This window comes from Phenylobacterium sp., assembly GCF_041920015.1.
In the GTDB taxonomy this organism is placed as follows: Bacteria; Pseudomonadota; Alphaproteobacteria; order Caulobacterales; family Caulobacteraceae; genus Phenylobacterium.
This window is the reverse complement of record NZ_JAYRST010000032.1, coordinates 18,746-34,623: the sequence shown is the minus strand read 5'-3', so window position 1 is coordinate 34,623 and position 15,878 is coordinate 18,746. Positions and strand designations below refer to the sequence as shown.

Sequence of the window (15,878 nt, the reverse complement as noted above, 5' to 3'; positions counted from 1 at the left end):
TCCCCCCTTGGGGGTGCTGACAGCGTAGCTGACTGAGGGGGATTGCGCGGCGGAGGGCTCCTCCCGTCTCGCCGCTACGCGCCCTACAGGAAGAGGATTTTGCGGCAGCCATGGCTGCACCTCGCGCGGGACGATCCTGCCGTCCGCCACCTCGACGATCTCGCCGGGGGCCAGGCGGCGCAGGCCGCGGAAGATCGTCTCGTCGGTCAGGGTGTAGTTGAAGGCCAGCAGTTCGCGCGCGCGGTCCGGCGAAAGCTCGGCGCCGATCAGGCCGGCGGCCAGGAAAGCGCGCGGCTCCGAGGCGAAGGCGACCGAGCCCTCGTGCTCCAGCAGGTAGAGCGGCTTAATGCCGAACGGGTCGCGCGCCAGCCAGGCGCGCCCGTCCGCGCCGATCAGGCAGAAGGCGTACATGCCACGCAGGCGGTGGAAGGCGGCGGGGCCTTCCTGGGCGTAGAGGTGCAGCAGGGGTTCGAAGTCCGAGCCGGTGGCGAGCTGGTCCTTCAGGTCGAACTGCTCGGCCAGTTCGACATAGTTGTAGATCTCGCCGTTGCCGATGACGGTCGCGCCCGCGCCATGCAGGGGCTGCCAGCCGCCTGCGAGGTCGATGATCGACAGACGCGCATGGGCGAGCGAGCGGCCCGGCGCCTCCTCCACGAAGACGCCGTCCGGGCCGCGGTGCTGCAAGGCTTCGATCAGCGGGCGGGCCGAGCCGCCGGGGCCGAGCACGCCGGCGATGGCGCACATCAGGCTGCTCCGTAGTCGGCGAACAGGCGCCGCCACTGGGCGACCACGGCGGCGGGCGAGAACTGCGCCTCCACCCGCTCGGCGCCGTTCTGGACCAGGCGGATGCAGAGCATGGGATCGGCGATCAGCCGCCCGATCGCCTCGGCCAGGGCCTGCGCCTCGTCGACCGGGACCAGCAGGCCGTCCTCGCCGTCGCGGATCAGGGCGGCCGGCCCCTGGCTGGCGGCGGCGACCACCGGCAGGCCGTGGGCCCAGGACTGGATCACCACATTGCCCAGCGGTTCGTAGCGGGACGGGAAGACGCAGATGTCGGCCGCCCGGTAGAGGGCCGAGGGATCGGTGCGCCAGCCCAGGAAGCGCACGCGGGAGGCCACGCCCAAAGCCTGGGCCATCGCCCGCAGCTTGGCCTCCAGAGGCCCGGCGCCGGCGATCCAGAGATGGGCGTCCGGGATCTTGGCCAGGGCCTGCAGCGCCACGTCATGGGCCTTGGCCTCGTGCAGGCGGCCCATGGCCAGCAGCAGGGGAACATCCTCCGGCGTCTGCAACTCGGCGCGGTCGGCGGGGGCCGCGTCGGGCGGGGCCAGGGCGAAGTTGGGGATGTAGCGGACCTTGCCGGCCGGCCAGCCCTGGCCCACCACCCATTCGGCGATGTCCTCCGTGTTGGCGACCAACTCGTCGAAGCCGCGATAGTATTTGAGGTTGTAGTAGCCGCCCAGCCGCCCGATCCGCGCCCAGGGCCCGGCCGGCGTGTGGCGCGCGGCGCGGTTCATCCAGGCCAGGGCCAGCCTGACCTCGTGCTTGGCCGCAAAGCCCTTGAGTTTCGGTTTGGTCAGGATGTCGAGCGGCCCGCCGAACCGGAACACGCCGGTCGGAACGGACAGCCGCTCCAGCGCGGCCTCGCGGCTCGCATTGGCGCGGATCGCGGCGGCCTGGGCCACCCCGTCGTCGGTCAGAGCCGCGATCAGATCGAGGAAATAGGTCTCCGCGCCGCCTTCGCCGGCCGTTCCCAGAAGATGCAGGACGCTCATGCCGCCGCGACCCTAACGGCGGCCGCTGGAAAACGGAATCCGCTTTTGGTTCGGACGCCGCATCCAGGCGCTTGAAGATGCGAAAAACCCACCCTATAAACCGCGCCTCGCCGAAAGGCCCGGCGGCTGGGTAGCTCAGATGGTTAGAGCGGTGGATTCATAACCCACAGGTCGGCGGTTCGATCCCGCCCCCAGCTACCACAGCTCTGCATATTGCGTTCGCAGGCTGTTTCTCTTCTTCGATGAGCCGAGCCAGGGCGCCGTGGACCACACGCCGACAGGCCCGCCCCGGCTTCGTTGCGAAGCCAGCCGAACCTCTGGAGCTGATCCTGATTGACCCCGGTCAATCGGTGCGATGGTCGACTCGCCGACTATGCAGCGGAGAGGGCGCGCTGATGGCATGGCTATCGACCAAGACTTACGCATCCGAACGCGGCCTCTCGTGCGCCATGCGCCAGTGGGCGGCCGATAGCCACTGTGCGGTTCTGCATGGCTACTCCCTCGGCTTCAGGTTCGTCTTCGCGGCCGAGCAGTTGGATGCGCGCGGCTGGGTCGTGGATTTCGGTCGATCCGGGTTTGGTCGGATCCGGACGTGGCTGCACGAGACCTTCGATCATTCCTTGTTGGTCGCGGAGGACGATCCCTTCCGCGCTGACCTTGTCCGGTTGGGCGAACTCGGTCTGGCCAATGTGCGCCTCGTTCCAGGTACGAGTTGCGAGCGGCTTGCGCAGTTCGTGTTCGAGGCCGCCCAGCCGATGATCGCCGCGGCCACGAAGGAAAGATGCTGGATCGCCGAGGTGGAGTGTTCCGAACACGGCGCGAACAGCGGTGTCTTCAGAAATCCCGACGCCGTATTGCGCGAGATATCGGCGGACGCCCTGGCGAGATTGGCGGCGGCGCTGACGTAATTGGCATCCGGCGATAATGTGGGACGCCCATAGCCGAGCCTCTTCCAAAGCCGGCCTCCAATCGCGGTGGGCATCGGCGCGCCGCGATTTCAGGTTGACACATTATTAATAATTAACACAAGTGACGGGATTGCGTTCGTTGAACGCTGTCTTTTTAGGTGGTCGCCGGCTTCGGCATTGCTGGCGTGGCCATCCGTCGTCGCCATGCGATCAAGGCGATTGCGGCGTAGGAACCCCAGAGCGCTGCAAAAACGGGGAGGCCGTGCGAGCGATCGCGCGGCCTCCCTTCGTTATGGGATCAGGATTGCTGCTGACGGCGTAGCCGCTTGACGCCGTCGTCGTCGGTGGCGTGCCATAGGGCCGGCAGGAAACGGCGCAGACCGCGTGTCCAGCGCTTGCGATAGCGCCACCGGCGGCCGCTCGCCGCGTCGTCGCCCATCGCCTCGCTGTCAGGGGCGATGTCCAGTTCGTAGGCCGGTTCGGGCTTGTCCATCTTCGATCCTCATCCGGTGCGAGCGGGCTTCCGGAGCAGGATCGGCGCCAAGCCGAGCCTTCAGCGATCGTCGCGTAGATAGACGACGCTGGCGCGGCTGGCGCTCATCAGATGCCCGATCAGGAAGCCCGCCAGCCCTGCGGCCACAAGCGCCGCATAGGGGCGTTCGTGCACGAACACGTCGGCCTGTTCGGCCCTTTGCTTGGCCTGAACCTTCAGGCGTCCGTACTGGCGGTCGGCTTGGGCCCGCGCCTTGCCGGCCTTGTCCTCGATCGCGGTGCGAGCGTCGCGCGCGAAGGTGGTGGCCGCTTCGGCGAGCGCGCCCGAGGCGGCGATGGCGCTCTTGCGGGCGCGCTTGGCGGCCTGCTTGGCCTCGGCGCGGACGTCGTCGGCCGCATCCTCGAAGGTCTCGGCCGCCTCGCGCACCGCCTGGCGGGCTTGGCTGCTGGTGCCATAGGCGTCGGTCATGCTGGCTCTCCGGGCTCCAGGCGCGTCGCCGCGCCGTCTCGAACAATAAGGGGACGCTGTCTCAACGACCCCGAACGCCCAAGGTTCCCATCCTGGCGCCACGCTGCGTTTTCCATCTCGCAGACATCAATCCGTCATTGCATCGCAGCAAAATAGGCGTACCTCGATTTTGCAAGTGCACAGTTGCGTAGGCCCAGTTCGGGTCAGAATGAGGCAGTTCCCATGATCATGACGTCGATGCGTGTTTTCCCTGGCCTGTTTGTCGGCCGCCGCGAAGTGATCCAGGCTGTCGAAGTTGCGCAGGAGCAGGCCGAGCCCGCCGGCTCGGTGTTTATTTGCGGCGCCTGCGAAGAGATCGTGCTGACCGGCTGCGACACCGACGAGCTGCGCGACGTGGTGGTGAAGTGCCGCTGCGGCGAGTTCAACCAGCTCTAAAGGCGCTTATCCCGCGTAGATCCATCCGTCGGTGAGGCTGGCCAGGTTGACGCCCACCAGCACCACCTGCGCGCCGCCGCCGACGGAGACAACGACATCGGCGCCGGCCTGGGCGAAGCTGTAGGCCCCGCCTTCGCCGATCTGCACGCGGTCGCCCTCGGCGCGATTGAAATCCATGATCCGGTCGAGGCCGGAATCTGCGAAGGCGTAGAAGGTGTCCGCGCCGCCGCCGCCGAACAGGGTGTCGTCGCCGCGGTCGCCGGACATCCAGTCCGCCCCGTCGCCGCCGTACATGATGTCGTTGTGCTGGCCGCCGCGCATCAGGTCGGCGCCTGCGCCGCCATACATCGTGTCGTCGCCCATGTTGCCGTACATGATGTCGGCGCCGTTTTCGCCGTACAGCAGGTCGTTGTCCTGGCCGCCGACCACCCAGTCGTCGCCTTCGCCGCCATATGCGGTGTCATTGCCCATGTTGCCATGGATGTCGTCGAAGCCCGCGCCGCCGAGGATGTAGTCGTCGCCCGCCTCGCCGCGCAGGAAGTCCTGGCCGTCTCCGCCGCTCAGGCAGTCGTCGCCCGCGCCGCCGAGCAGCCTGTTGTCGGCCTCGTTGCCGTTGATGGTGTCGGACCCCAAGCCCCCGAGGGCGTTCTCGATCACCACCCCGGCCGCCACCGCGACATTGCCGACCAGGCCGCCGACATTTGAGAAGAACCCGGCGCGCAGGTCGATGAGCTGGGCGCTGGAAAAGCCCGAGAAATCGAAGGTGTCGGTTCCGCCGGCGTCCCAGACCGCGAAGATCAGTTTGGCGCTGGAGCTGGCCGCCTCGAACCAGGGCCGGCCGGCGTTGGAATTGAAGCCGTAGGTGGTGTCGCCCGTGCGGGTCGACATGTTGGCCCCGTATTCGCGCTGGACCGCAGCGATGTCGTCCAGCAGCGGAACGGCCGAATAGCGGCCGCCGTAGCTGGCGCCGGTGCTGGTCTCGCTGAAATAGCTCATCACCGTGTACTGGCGAGAGTCCTCGTAATAGATCGCGTCCGCCGCATAGGTGGGCGACCCGTCGGCGTCATAGTCGGCCGGGTGTCCCAGGCCGATGGCGTGGCCGATCTCGTGCACGAGCACCATGGCGCCGTAGTTGCCGAGGGCCGGCGCGGTGTTGAAGCCCAGGGTGCTGTTGATCCAGACGTCGCCCGCCGCCGAACCATGACTGGTCGAGCCGGGATAGTAGGCGAAGGCGCTGGCTCCGTCGCTGCCGCTGGAATAGTTGCCGAGCAGGATGCTCGCCCGGTCGCTGTAGGCCGCCTCGCCCGAGGCGCCGACCCCGACGCGGACGAAGGTGATGTTCGCCACGTCGCTCCAACTGGCCAGGGCCAGTTCGGCCTGAGCGATCTGGGCGCTGTTGAAACGCGAGAAGCCGGCGGTGTCGTCGGGCATGGTCGACGGGGCGCTGGCGCGATAGGCGTAGGTGACCGTGGCCGGCGCCCCCAGGGCGCCTGACCAGCCGGGCTCGCCGCGGATGATCTGGTTTCCGGCTTCGGCGATCGTGTAGCTGGTCTTGCCGGCGGCGAAGCCGCCGCGCGTGTCGGCGTTCAGATAGTTCAGCGACAGGGAAACCCCTTCGAGATCGATCGCCATGGCGCCAGTTCCCTACGCGGCTGCGTGACGACGAGGAGCGCGTGCGCGCCGCAGGCCGTCTCATGCGGTCAGTGTTAGGCTGGTCGCCCTTGCGAAACGATTTATGCGCTGGCCGAACCCCACTCGTTCCAGCCGGCGATCCGCGGCGTGCCCGGCACGTACATGGTCTCCACCCGCTCCAGGGCGAAGCCGGCCTCGGCTATGGCGCTGGCCACCGGCCGGGTCAGGCGGCAGCCGCCGGCCAGCCGCTTCCAGATCGGTTCGACGCGCCTCTGCCACTTGGCCACGTCCGAGTCCGGCGACAGGCCATGTTCGCAGAACAGGAAGCGCCCGCCCGGTTTCAGGACGCGCCGCGCCTCGTCCAGGGCCGCGCGGGGCGTGTGCACCGAACAGAGGGTGAAGGTGCAGACCACGGTGTCGAAGCTGGCGTCTTCGAAGGGCAGGGCCTCGGCGGTTCCGTCGGCGACCTCGACCACCAGGCGCGGGTCGCGCGGCGCGGCCTGCGCGCGGACCCGCAGTTCGGCGGCCGGATCGACCCCGGCGACGCTCTCGACCTTGGCCGGATCGTAGAACTGGAGGTTCAGCCCCATGCCGATGCCGAGCTCCAGCACCTTGCCCTGGGCCTGGGGGACGACCTTAGCCCGCTGCTTCATCATCGGCGGCGACGAGCAGGCGCAGGTCAGCAGCGCGGGAAGGATCTTGCGGTCGTAGAAACTGGCCATGCCGGACGATGGCCCAGCTTCGGCGCGGCGGCCAGCCCCATCGCGCCGGCGGCCGTCGTCAAGCGGCGGCGGCGTCGCCTGCGGAGAGGTTTTCCTGCAGCGCGCGCAGCAGGTTCTCGGGTTTCATCGGCTTTTCGACCACGCCGTTCATGCCGGCCCGCAGATAGCCGGCGGCGTCCTCCGGATCGGCGTTGGCGGTCAGGGCGATGATCGGCACGCGGCCCGCCGGCCCGGCGAGGGCTCGGATCTCGCGGGTGGCGGTCACCCCGTCCATCCGCGGCATCTTGATGTCCATCAGGATCAGGTCGAAGCGGCCGGTGCGCGCGGCCTCCACCGCTTCGATCCCGTCGGTCGCCGATTCCGAGGTGCAGTCGAACATCTCGCAGAGGGTCTCGGCCACCATGCGGTTGGTGGCGTTGTCGTCGACCACCAGGATGTGGGCCGCACGCTCGGCCTGACCGATGCTTTCCTCGGCCGGCGCGGCTTCATGGACGCTCGGCGCATCGAAGGCGAAGACCAGGGTCTCGCCGCCGCCGACATTGGTTTCGGCGCGCACCTCGCCGCCCATGGCCTCGACGATCTTGCCGCCGAGCGCGACGCCCAGGGCGGTTTCCAGCCCGAACAGGGCCTCGATCTCGCGGATGTCCAGGGCGCGCTCGCCCATCACCCGGTCGCCGCCGCCGCGCACGCGGCCTTCCACATGGGTGGTTTCGCCGTCGATGACGGTTTTCAGGGTCGCCTCGACCGCGCCGCGGCGCGCGCCGGCCAGGGCCTGGGCGATGAAGGCGTCGAACACCTGCTGCACGCGCGCCGGGTCCACCAGCACCAGGGCGTCGGGATCGCCGTCATAGGAGACCAGCAAGGTTATGCCGCTGTCGCTCGCGCGCGATTCCCAGCGGGTCTGCACCTGGTCGGCCAGTTCAGCCGCGCGGGTCGGCTGGGGCGAAAAACTCAGCCCGTCGATCGCCGCGTCCTTGAGATCGTCCGACGAGGCCAGAATCTGGCGGACGGTCCTTGCAGCTTCCACCACGCCGGCGACGCAAGCCTGCGCGTCCGCGCCCATCGGCTGACGGGCCAGGCGTTCGGCGAGCGCCAACACGCCTTCCATCTGCTGATGGATCTCGCTCGTCACGCGCTCGTAGAAGAACTCGGGCAGGGACATAAACGCCTGGGTCCAGGAAGAACTTATGCTCACCATGCGCCTAAGCGCTTGCGGAGACGTTAAATTCCACCGTGGGTTAGGCGTGTTTGGCGCCGGCGCCCAAAAAGCCCTGGAATATCCTACGAAAAAGGCGGCGGGATCAGATCCCGCCGCCTGGTTCGTTCCGGAGTCGCCGCCTACTAGAAGCGGTATTGCAGCTCCACGCCGTAGGTCCGCGGCTGGATCAGGCCGCGGGTGATCGCGGTGCCGGTCTGGCGCAGGTAGGCGTTTCCGCCCACCACCAGGCCGGGGTTGGGATCGCCGAACACCGCGGTCGGGTTGGTCGAGGAGGTCGAGGTGAAGCCTTGCTCGTCGGTCACGTTCTTGACGTAGCCGATCAGGGTGTAGCGGTCCTCGCCGTCCTTCCAGAGCACCCGCAGGTCGCCGGTGCCATAGGCGGGGACCGAGAAGTCCGGGTTGTCGAACGGCTGATAGGTGGTCTCGTCGGTCCAGGTGTAGCTGCCCGACAGGACCAGCGAACCGGCGCTGAAGTCGAAGGTGTAGTTCGCATTCAGCGCGAACTTGTTTTCCGGCGACTGGTAGATCTTCGAACCGGCCAGGTCCTGGAACACCAGCAGCACGCCATTGGTGGTCGCCGTGCCGCCGGCCGGGCGGGCGGTCGGCTTCAGGGCGCTGGGATCGGCCGGGTCGTAGAAGCAGCAGCCCTTGGTGATCTCGGTGTGCAGGTAGCCGTAAGAGGCCGAGATCTGCAGCGGCTGGATCGGTTGCCAGATGGCTTCCAGTTCCAGGCCATAGGCTTCGGCGTCGACGTTCACGAAGTTGTTGGACGCCGCGGTGCCGGCCGCGTTGAGCTGCGACAGGTTGAGCTGCAGGCCTTCGAAGTCGTTGAAGAAGGCCGAGGCGTTGAGGATCAGCCGCCCGCCGATGGTCTGCTTCAGGCCCAGTTCGTAGGCGTTGACGGTTTCCTCGTCGGCGGTCGGCTTGGGCGCCAGGGTGCCGAGCAGGAAGCCGCCCGACTTATAGCCGCGGCTGTACTTGGCGTAGACCAGGGTGTCGTCGTTCGGGGTCCAGTCGAGGTTGACCGTGCCGGTGACCGCGCTCCACTCGTCCGACAGGTTGCGGAAGTTCTGCACGCCCGGGGTGGTCGGGTCCATGTCGCTGGAGACGTCGACCGCGGCCGCGCCGAACGGGCCGGTCGGGTTGAACAGCACCAGGCGCTGGCTCTCGAAGCCGTCCTTCTGGTCCTTGGTGTAGCGCAGGCCGGCCGTCAGGGCCCATTGGTCGTTGAACTCGTAGGTCCCCTGGCCGAACACCGCCCAGGCCTTGGAGGTCAGTTCGGCATAGCCGTCGGCGAAGTTGCGCAGGGGGTTGGCCGCCTGCTGGCCGACGCCCGAAACGCCGGCCGCGCCGCCGTCGACCGAGCCGTAGTGATAGAACGGGGTCGCAAGCTGGGCCTGGAGCGGGCTGGCGAGCTGGATGGCCTGCTTGTACTCTTCCTTGTACTGATAAAGGCCGACGATCCAGTTGAACGCGCCGTCGCCCTTGGACGACAGGTTGATCTCGTTCGAGTAGTAGCGCTTGTGCTCGTCGAAATCGGTGGTCAGGTCGCTGAAGACCTGCGTTCCCAGCGGGCCCGAGGCGTAGGACGTCGTGCGGTTGGTCTGATCGTAGTCGCCGCCGGTCTGATAATTGTACTGCTGGAAGCCGCCGATGTACTTCAGGTCGGCCCAGCCCAGGTCGTAGTTCACCGTGGTCGTGAACAGGTGGTTACCCCGCAACTGGCCGTAGCCGTCGCGGTTGGTCGACATGGTGTAGGGGTCCGCAACACCCGGATTGACCGTGGTCAGGCCATATTGCGGGTTCGGGACCAGTCCGCCGATCGGCTGGAACGGACGGGTGGTGTCATAGGGCGTCACGATGTTCGACAGGCGGTCGCCCACGCCCATGGTGTCGTCCCAGTTGCTGCGCGAATAGCGCGCCCAGACGTCTAGGTTGTCGCCCAGTTCGGCCTGGGCCTGGATTTCGAAGAAGGTCCGCTTGATGGTCGCGCCGTCGTTAGCGCCGCCGATGTTGTTGACGAAGCCTTCGCGCTGCCAGTCCTGCGAGCCGCCGATCTTGAAGCGCAGGTTGTCGGCCACCGGGATCGACACCACGCCCTCGATCTTCGAGCGCTCGAAATTGCCCCAGCCGGCGCGGATCTCGCCCGAGAAGTCGTGCGACGGGCGCTTGGAGATGGTGTTCAGCGCCCCGCCCATGGCGTTGCGGCCATAGAGGGTGCCTTGCGGGCCGCGCAGGATTTCCGTCCGCTCGACGAACAGCGAGCTCTTGAACAGTTCCGAGGACGAGGCCGAATAGAAGCCGTCGGTGTAGCTGGCCACGCCCGGATCGTTGCCGATGTAGAAGGTGTTGCGGCCCGCGCCGCGCAGCGACACGCGGTCGGTGCCGGAATAGTTCATGCCCGGCGTGAAGTTCACGAAGTCCTGGATGCCGGTCATGCCGCGCACGTCGCGCTGCTCGGAGGTGTAGGCCGAGACGGCCACCGGCACGTCCTGCAGGGCCTGCTCGCGCTTTTCGGCGGTGACGACCAGTTCCTCGATCTGGAAGGCGTCGCCCGAGTCCTGGGCGAGCGCCGGCGCGGAAACGGCGGCGAGGGACAGGACCGAGGCGCTCATGGCGAGCAAGGTCCGCAGGCGCGGGGCGCGAGACATCAGGTATCCTCCCAAGGCGCCAGGCAACAGCCCTCGCCCTCGTGATGTGTGTGAGCCGGCGCGGGGAGGCGCCGATGGCGCGGACCCTCTCCCTTAAGGCCGCGGCGCGTCAACGTGATCGCTGTTCGCCCGGCGGATATCCGCCGACCTTTTCCGCGGCTGTGGCGGAAATACCGCGTTTTCAAATTGTCCGCACAAAATTGACCGGCGTTCTTTGACGCATTCGTGAATCAAAAGGAAACAAGGGCCTGAGTGGTAGCTCTGCATCGAGGGTCGACATACCGTCTATACGGAAATCGCCTTTCGCAATCTGACGCCTGCGTACGGAAAGCCGGCGGGAGCGCCCCGGCGTGGGGCGGGCTTTCGCTTTGGGCGAGCAGCGCGCATATGGGGGCGATGAGCGATCACTCCTCCTCTTCGCGCGCGCTGGTGCTGTTCTCCGGCGGCCAGGATTCCAGCGTCTGCCTGGCCTGGGCGCTGGCGCGCTACGACCATGTCGAGACCGTCGGCTTCGACTACGGCCAGCGCCATGCGGTGGAGATGGATCAGCGCGCGGTGGTCCGCGCGGCGATCGCGCGCGACTTCCCCCAATGGTCCGGCAAGCTGGGCGAGGACCACGTGCTGGAGATGCGCGGGTTCGGCCAGATCGGCGAGACGGCCATGACGCTCGAGCGCGAGTTCGAACTGACCGAGAAGGGCCTGCCGAACACCTATGTTCCCGGCCGCAACCTGGTGTTCCTGACCTATGCGGCGGCGCTGGCCGATCGGCGCAGGCTTTCGGCCCTGGTCGGGGGCATGTGCGAGACGGACTTCTCCGGCTATCCGGATTGCCGCCGCGTCACGCTTGATGCGCTGCAGGCCGCCCTCAACCTCGGCATGGCGCAGGACTTCGTGATCGAAACCCCGCTGATGTGGCTGACCAAGGCCCAGACCTGGGAACTGGCGGCCTCGCTGGGCGGCCAGGCCCTGGTCGATCTGATCGTCGAGGACAGCCACACCTGCTATCGCGGCGAACGCGGCGAACGTCACGCTTGGGGCCATGGCTGCGGGCGATGCCCGGCCTGCGACCTGCGCCGCAAGGGCTGGGACGAATGGGTCGCCGCCGGGCGGCCGGGGCTCGCATCATGAGCTATGCGGTCAAGGAGATCTTCCTGACCTTGCAGGGCGAGGGCGGTCAGGCCGGCCAGCCGGCGGTGTTCTGCCGTTTCGCCGGCTGCAACCTTTGGTCCGGACGCGAAGAGGATCGCGCGGACGCGGTCTGCACCTTCTGCGACACCGACTTCGTCGGCATGGACGGGGAGGGCGGCGGCCGCTTCCGAAGCGCTGGCGATCTGGCCGCCGCCGTCGAAGCGGCCTGGACCGGCGGCTCCGACCATCGCCTGGTGGTCTGCACCGGCGGCGAGCCGCTGCTGCAGGTCGACGCGCCGCTGATCGAGGCCCTGCATGCGCGCGGCTTCCGGATCGCGCTGGAGACCAACGGCACCCTGGCCGCGCCCGAGGGGATCGACTGGATCTGCGTCAGTCCCAAGGCCGATGCTCTGGTGGTGCAGACCCGGGGCCAGGAGTTGAAACTCGTCTTCCCCCAGCCCGGCGTCGATCCGGCGAGGTTCGAGGCGATGGATTTCGAGCGTTTCCTGCTGCAGCCGATGGACGGTCCGGCGCGCGTCGAAAACACCCAGGCGGCGATCGCCTATTGCCTTGCGCATCCGCGGTGGCGTTTAAGCGTCCAAACGCATAAATACCTCGGCATTCCGTGACACGCGCGGACACAGCGCGGCCGGACGCCCTCCAAGACCTCCCAGATGACCCAGCCTGTCTTCGAAATCACCAAGGCGGCGACGTTCGACGCCGCCCACTACCTTCCCGAAGGGCCTGAGCACCGGCCCTATCGGAACCTGCACGGTCACTCCTTCCAGGTGCAGGCCACCGTGAGCGGCGTTCCGGCCGAGCCGGTCGGCTGGGTCGTGGACCTCGCCGATCTCGACGCGCAGTTGAAGGCGGTGGCGGCCGAGCTCGACCATGGCCTGCTGAACGAGAAGCCGGGCCTGGACCGCCCGACGCTCGAGCACATCTGCCTCTATTTCGCCGAGCGGCTGAAGCCGAAGTTCCCGGGCCTGTCGCGCATCGTCGTCTCGCGCCCGACCATCGGCGAGAGCTGCGCCATGACGGTGGCCTGACGCTTCAGCGTTTCTTGCCGTCCTTGTCGTCGCGGTCGGGAATGACGGCGCCGGCGGCCATGCTCACGCCCTTGGCGGTCACGCCCACGGCCGCGCCGGCGACCCCGACCGCGGTCCCGGCGACCGCGCCGCCCACGGCCGCGGCCATGCAGCCGCAAAGACTGATCCCCAGCGCGCAGGCGGCGAGAATGGACGAGAGGCGGCGTGAGCGCATGAGGGGTTCCAACTAGGTCGCCGGCTTCTACCTCTCGAACATCGCCAAAAGGTGGCGGGCCTAAAGCTCCACCGAGCGGACCTCGCCCGCGTCGCTGGCGCGGCGCCAGGGGCCGGCGTATTTCGGGTCGTGCCGCCGGCGGCGGTCGGGGCCGAAATAGTCGTCGCTGCGGATGAACGGGCGCGGATGGTCGATGACCAGGGCCAGGCGCTCCAGCACGCCGCGGGCGGTGATCGGCTTGGCCATGAACTCGTTGACCCCGGCGTCGCGCGCTTCGGCGATGCGCTTGAGGGTGGCGTGGCCGGTGATCATCACCACCGGGACCATGTGGCTGGGGCTGTCGTGGGCGGCGCGGAGCATCCGCACGAAGGCGACCCCGTCGACCGGCTCCATCGCCAGGTCGGTCAGCACGATATCGATGGCGTGGTTGCGGAGCGCCTGCAGGCCCTCGGCCCCGTCTCCGGCTTCGACGGTCTGGGTGATGCCGACCGCCCGCAGGATCTGGGCGAGCAACAGCCGCGTGTGCTTGTTGTCGTCGACGATCAGGATCTTCAGCCGGTCGAGGCGCACGGGTTTCACGCAAGGACTGAGGAACAACACCCTAGCATGGCGACTCAGGTCCGCCGTCACGCCTTGCCAAATGATAGACGGCCGAAAAGCTGCACGGTCAATGTCGAAGACCGCGGATCGGCGAAGGCCGGCTTACCCGACGTCGGGCCGGTTGCTCGCGCCGGGGACGAAGGCGCCGCCTCCGGTCTGGGCGCGGTGGCGCAGATAGGCGTCGGCCAGCACGCAGGCGGTCATCGCCTCGACCACCGGCACGGCGCGGATGCCGACGCAGGGGTCGTGGCGGCCCTTGGTGCGCAGGTCCACTTCCTCGCCCGCCTCGTTCAGGCTCCGGCGCGGGGTGAGGATCGAGGAGGTGGGCTTGAAGGCCACGCGGGCGACGACCGGCGCGCCCGAGGAAATGCCGCCCAAAATGCCGCCGGCGCTGTTGGAGAGGAACAAAGGCTGGCCGTCGTTGCCCATCCGCATCTCGTCGGCGTTTTCCTCGCCCGAGAAGGCGGCGCTGGCGAACCCCGCGCCGATCTCCACGCCCTTGGCGGCGTTGATCGACATCAGGGCCGCGGCCAGCTCCGCGTCGAGCTTGCCATAGACCGGCGCGCCCCAGCCGGGCGGGACGCCCACGGCCTCGACCTCGACCACGGCCCCGGTGGAGGACCCGGCCTTGCGGACCTTTTCCAGGTGTTCCTCCCAGACCGGCACGGTCTGGGCGTCGGGGCACCAGAAGCCGTTTTCGTGGCGCTGGTCCCAGTCGAAGCGGCTGCGGTCGATGGCGTGCGGGCCGATCTGCACCACGGCGGCGCGGATGACGACGCCGGCAAGCACCTTGCGGGCCACGGCGCCGGCCGCCACGCGTGCGGCCGTCTCGCGGGCCGAGGCCCGGCCGCCGCCGCGATAGTCGCGCACGCCGTACTTGGCGAAATAGGTGTAGTCGGCGTGGCCGGGCCGGAACTGGGTGGCGATCTCGCCATAGTCGCGCGAGCGCTGGTCGACGTTCTCGATCATCATCGAGATCGGCGTGCCGGTGGTCACCTGGCCGTCCGTCCGCTCGTCCTGGAAGACGCCGGAGAGGATCTTCACCGCGTCCGGCTCCTGGCGCTGGGTGACGAACTTGCCCTGGCCCGGCCGGCGCTGGTCCAGCCACACCTGCACCTCCTCGGCGGTGAGGGGCACGCCGGGCGGGCATCCGTCGATCACGCAGCCGAGGGCGGGGCCGTGGCTCTCGCCCCAGGTGGTCACGCGGAACAGATGGCCGAAGGTGTTGTGCGACATGGCGGCTTCTTAAGGCCGGGGCGCCGTTTAGGCTAGGCCGCCCAGGCGGCGGCGAAGCGGCGGCGCAGGGCCTGGGCGGCGGTATCGGCGCCGCCGGCCTGCTCGGTGAGGCGCAGGAAGAGGTGGCCTTGCGGATGCTCGCCCCGCGCGGGCAGGCCTTGGCCGGCCAGGCGAACCAGGCCGCGCTCGGCGGCCTTGCGGGTGATCCAGATCACGCGGCGGCCCAGCGGGGTGTCGAGCGCCACGCGCCCGCCCTGGGCCAGGACGTTCGGATGCAGCGGCGTGGTCAGCCAGATGTCGTGCCCGCGGACCATCAGCGTTCCGTCGCCGCGGATGGCGATGCGCAGCAGGCGCTCGCCCGCCCGCAGCACGTCGCCGGTGCGCAGGCCTGGCGGCAAGGTGATCTTCAGGCCGCCCGCACCTTGCGTCTCATGCAGCACGACGCCGCCGTTCAAGGCCAGGAGCACGGTGATCGGCAGGATACTGTCGTCGTCGGCGTTTTTCCTGACGGTAGCGGGCGGCTGGACGATCCTATCGGCAGGGATCGGCTCGCTGAGCAGGCGGTGGGCCTCGACCACCTGCCGGAATTGTTCGGGGTCGCCGCCGGCGTCGGGATGGGCCGACTTGGCGGCCTCGCGGAAGGCGCGGCGTAGTTCGGCCGGAGTGGCGGCGGGCGAGACGCCCAGCACGGCGCGCGCCCGCTTCCTGTCCATGGGGGGAGCCTGGTGCGCGGTCATCGGGCGACTGTGAACGGGGCATGGTCAACGGCGCGTTAAGCATGGCAAGCGCGCGCATTGGCGCTATATCGGCAGGCATGAGCGACAAGGCTGCGATCCCTCCCTCGCCGAGCGAGGATGACTATGTCCGCCAGGTGAGCATGGCCGAACCGCCGCCGCTGCTCTCGGCGACCGATCCCTTCGCGCTCTTCGCCGACTGGCTGGCCGAGGCCGTGGCCAAGGAGCCGAACGACGCCAACGCCATGGCTCTGGCTACGGTGGACGAGGGCGGCATGCCCGACGTGCGGATGGTGCTGCTGAAGGACGCCGGGCCGGAAGGCTTTGTTTTCTATACCAATCTTGGCAGCGCCAAGGGACGGCAACTGGCGGCCGACCCCAAGGCCGGCCTGCTGTTCCACTGGAAGAGCCTGCGCCGCCAGGTGCGGGTGCGCGGGCAGGTGACGCCGGTCACGCCGGAGGAGGCCGACGCCTATTTCGCCACCCGCGCGCGGCCCGCCCAGATCGGAGCCTGGGCCTCCGAGCAGAGCCAGCCCTTGCCCGACCGCCTGGCGCTGGAGAAGCGCATCGCCGAGGTTGGCTTGAAGTTCGGCCTGGGCAAGGTGCCGCGCCCGCCG

Annotated in this window: 17 protein-coding genes, 1 tRNA gene and 1 pseudogene; 7 read left to right on the top strand and 12 right to left on the bottom strand. The window is 68.5% G+C overall.

The genetic code is table 11. From position 1 onward, the window contains the following. Window positions 1–744, bottom strand: a pseudogene (locus ACE3TL_RS08900) (hypothetical protein); the annotation flags it as partial. After that, a complete protein-coding gene (locus ACE3TL_RS08895; protein ID WP_374578355.1) occupies window positions 744–1,772 on the bottom strand; it encodes a glycosyltransferase in 1,029 nt (342 codons plus the stop codon). The pseudogene ACE3TL_RS08900 and the gene ACE3TL_RS08895, both read right to left, overlap by 1 nt. Before the next feature lie 124 nt (window positions 1,773–1,896). On the opposite strand from ACE3TL_RS08895, the gene ACE3TL_RS08890 reads away from it, so the two are divergent. Beyond that, window positions 1,897–1,973, top strand: a tRNA-Met gene (locus ACE3TL_RS08890). Window positions 1,974–2,167: 194 nt separating this feature from the next. Then, complete coding sequence (locus tag ACE3TL_RS08885; protein ID WP_374578354.1) at window positions 2,168–2,680, top strand: 6-pyruvoyl tetrahydropterin synthase family protein; 513 nt, start codon at window positions 2,168–2,170, stop codon at window positions 2,678–2,680. 298 nt (window positions 2,681–2,978) lie between these two features. On the opposite strand, the gene ACE3TL_RS08880 is transcribed toward ACE3TL_RS08885, so the two are convergent. Further along, window positions 2,979–3,173 carry a hypothetical protein gene (locus ACE3TL_RS08880; RefSeq protein ID WP_374578353.1) on the bottom strand — a complete coding sequence of 65 codons (195 nt, stop codon included), beginning with the start codon at window positions 3,171–3,173 and terminating at the stop codon, window positions 2,979–2,981. A 60-nt stretch (window positions 3,174–3,233) separates the two neighbouring features. Further along, window positions 3,234–3,641, bottom strand: a complete 408-nt coding sequence (locus ACE3TL_RS08875; protein ID WP_374578352.1) for a hypothetical protein — start codon at window positions 3,639–3,641, stop codon at window positions 3,234–3,236. Between the two features lie 222 nt (window positions 3,642–3,863). On the opposite strand from ACE3TL_RS08875, the gene ACE3TL_RS08870 reads away from it, so the two are divergent. Continuing rightward, complete coding sequence (locus tag ACE3TL_RS08870; protein WP_374578351.1) at window positions 3,864–4,076, top strand: hypothetical protein; 213 nt, start codon at window positions 3,864–3,866, stop codon at window positions 4,074–4,076. Window positions 4,077–4,082: 6 nt separating this feature from the next. On the opposite strand, the gene ACE3TL_RS08865 is transcribed toward ACE3TL_RS08870, so the two are convergent. The 4 genes from ACE3TL_RS08865 to ACE3TL_RS08850 form a co-directional block, all read right to left on the bottom strand. Next, window positions 4,083–5,708: a M10 family metallopeptidase C-terminal domain-containing protein gene (locus ACE3TL_RS08865; protein ID WP_374578350.1), complete on the bottom strand. Its 1,626-nt coding sequence runs from the start codon at window positions 5,706–5,708 to the stop codon at window positions 4,083–4,085. A 101-nt stretch (window positions 5,709–5,809) separates the two neighbouring features. After that, window positions 5,810–6,430: a class I SAM-dependent methyltransferase gene (locus ACE3TL_RS08860; RefSeq protein WP_374578349.1), complete on the bottom strand. Its 621-nt coding sequence runs from the start codon at window positions 6,428–6,430 to the stop codon at window positions 5,810–5,812. 58 nt (window positions 6,431–6,488) lie between these two features. After that, entirely contained in the window at window positions 6,489–7,592 is a 1,104-nt protein-coding gene (locus tag ACE3TL_RS08855; RefSeq protein ID WP_374578348.1) for a response regulator, read from the bottom strand. A 179-nt stretch (window positions 7,593–7,771) separates the two neighbouring features. Then, entirely contained in the window at window positions 7,772–10,300 is a 2,529-nt protein-coding gene (locus ACE3TL_RS08850) for a TonB-dependent receptor (protein ID WP_374578347.1), read from the bottom strand. A gap of 396 nt (window positions 10,301–10,696) precedes the next feature. Here ACE3TL_RS08850 and queC point away from each other — a divergent pair, with 396 nt between their 5' ends. From queC to ACE3TL_RS08835, 3 genes are read left to right on the top strand one after another with little or no spacing between them, the layout of a single operon-like run. Next, a complete protein-coding gene (gene queC / locus ACE3TL_RS08845) occupies window positions 10,697–11,428 on the top strand; it encodes a 7-cyano-7-deazaguanine synthase QueC (protein ID WP_374578346.1) in 732 nt (243 codons plus the stop codon). Further along, complete coding sequence (gene queE, locus ACE3TL_RS08840; RefSeq protein ID WP_374578345.1) at window positions 11,425–12,057, top strand: 7-carboxy-7-deazaguanine synthase; 633 nt, start codon at window positions 11,425–11,427, stop codon at window positions 12,055–12,057. Before queC ends, queE begins: the two co-directional genes overlap by 4 nt. A gap of 45 nt (window positions 12,058–12,102) precedes the next feature. Further along, complete coding sequence (locus tag ACE3TL_RS08835) at window positions 12,103–12,477, top strand: 6-pyruvoyl tetrahydropterin synthase family protein (protein ID WP_374578344.1); 375 nt, start codon at window positions 12,103–12,105, stop codon at window positions 12,475–12,477. A gap of 4 nt (window positions 12,478–12,481) precedes the next feature. Here the strand turns inward: ACE3TL_RS08835 and ACE3TL_RS08830 are convergent, their stop codons facing one another. The 4 genes from ACE3TL_RS08830 to ACE3TL_RS08815 all read right to left on the bottom strand — a co-directional run bounded on the left by ACE3TL_RS08830 (window position 12,482) and on the right by ACE3TL_RS08815 (window position 15,240). Continuing rightward, entirely contained in the window at window positions 12,482–12,691 is a 210-nt protein-coding gene (locus tag ACE3TL_RS08830; protein WP_374578343.1) for a hypothetical protein, read from the bottom strand. A 60-nt stretch (window positions 12,692–12,751) separates the two neighbouring features. Beyond that, window positions 12,752–13,261, bottom strand: a complete 510-nt coding sequence (locus ACE3TL_RS08825; protein WP_374578357.1) for a response regulator — start codon at window positions 13,259–13,261, stop codon at window positions 12,752–12,754. 132 nt (window positions 13,262–13,393) lie between these two features. Then, window positions 13,394–14,527: a chorismate synthase gene (gene aroC / locus ACE3TL_RS08820; protein WP_374578342.1), complete on the bottom strand. Its 1,134-nt coding sequence runs from the start codon at window positions 14,525–14,527 to the stop codon at window positions 13,394–13,396. Between the two features lie 32 nt (window positions 14,528–14,559). Next, complete coding sequence (locus ACE3TL_RS08815; RefSeq protein ID WP_374578341.1) at window positions 14,560–15,240, bottom strand: DnaJ domain-containing protein; 681 nt, start codon at window positions 15,238–15,240, stop codon at window positions 14,560–14,562. 101 nt (window positions 15,241–15,341) lie between these two features. Between ACE3TL_RS08815 and pdxH the strand changes: the two genes are divergently transcribed. After that, window positions 15,342–15,878: pyridoxamine 5'-phosphate oxidase (pdxH, locus tag ACE3TL_RS08810; RefSeq protein WP_374578340.1), on the top strand; the 537-nt coding region annotated here is incomplete at its 3' end.

Coding starts and splice junctions, on each gene's coding strand:
- ACE3TL_RS08885 (WP_374578354.1), top strand. CDS start 2,168: ATGGCATGGCTATCGACCAAGACTTACGCATCCGAACGCGGCCTCTCG.
- aroC (WP_374578342.1), bottom strand. CDS start 14,527: ATGTCGCACAACACCTTCGGCCATCTGTTCCGCGTGACCACCTGGGGC.
- ACE3TL_RS08895 (WP_374578355.1), bottom strand. CDS start 1,772: ATGAGCGTCCTGCATCTTCTGGGAACGGCCGGCGAAGGCGGCGCGGAG.
- queE (WP_374578345.1), top strand. CDS start 11,425: ATGAGCTATGCGGTCAAGGAGATCTTCCTGACCTTGCAGGGCGAGGGC.
- ACE3TL_RS08880 (WP_374578353.1), bottom strand. CDS start 3,173: ATGGACAAGCCCGAACCGGCCTACGAACTGGACATCGCCCCTGACAGC.
- ACE3TL_RS08855 (WP_374578348.1), bottom strand. CDS start 7,592: ATGTCCCTGCCCGAGTTCTTCTACGAGCGCGTGACGAGCGAGATCCAT.
- queC (WP_374578346.1), top strand. CDS start 10,697: ATGAGCGATCACTCCTCCTCTTCGCGCGCGCTGGTGCTGTTCTCCGGC.
- ACE3TL_RS08850 (WP_374578347.1), bottom strand. CDS start 10,300: ATGTCTCGCGCCCCGCGCCTGCGGACCTTGCTCGCCATGAGCGCCTCG.
- ACE3TL_RS08865 (WP_374578350.1), bottom strand. CDS start 5,708: ATGGCGATCGATCTCGAAGGGGTTTCCCTGTCGCTGAACTATCTGAAC.
- ACE3TL_RS08860 (WP_374578349.1), bottom strand. CDS start 6,430: ATGGCCAGTTTCTACGACCGCAAGATCCTTCCCGCGCTGCTGACCTGC.
- ACE3TL_RS08815 (WP_374578341.1), bottom strand. CDS start 15,240: ATGGACAGGAAGCGGGCGCGCGCCGTGCTGGGCGTCTCGCCCGCCGCC.
- ACE3TL_RS08830 (WP_374578343.1), bottom strand. CDS start 12,691: ATGCGCTCACGCCGCCTCTCGTCCATTCTCGCCGCCTGCGCGCTGGGG.
- ACE3TL_RS08875 (WP_374578352.1), bottom strand. CDS start 3,641: ATGACCGACGCCTATGGCACCAGCAGCCAAGCCCGCCAGGCGGTGCGC.
- ACE3TL_RS08870 (WP_374578351.1), top strand. CDS start 3,864: ATGATCATGACGTCGATGCGTGTTTTCCCTGGCCTGTTTGTCGGCCGC.
- ACE3TL_RS08835 (WP_374578344.1), top strand. CDS start 12,103: ATGACCCAGCCTGTCTTCGAAATCACCAAGGCGGCGACGTTCGACGCC.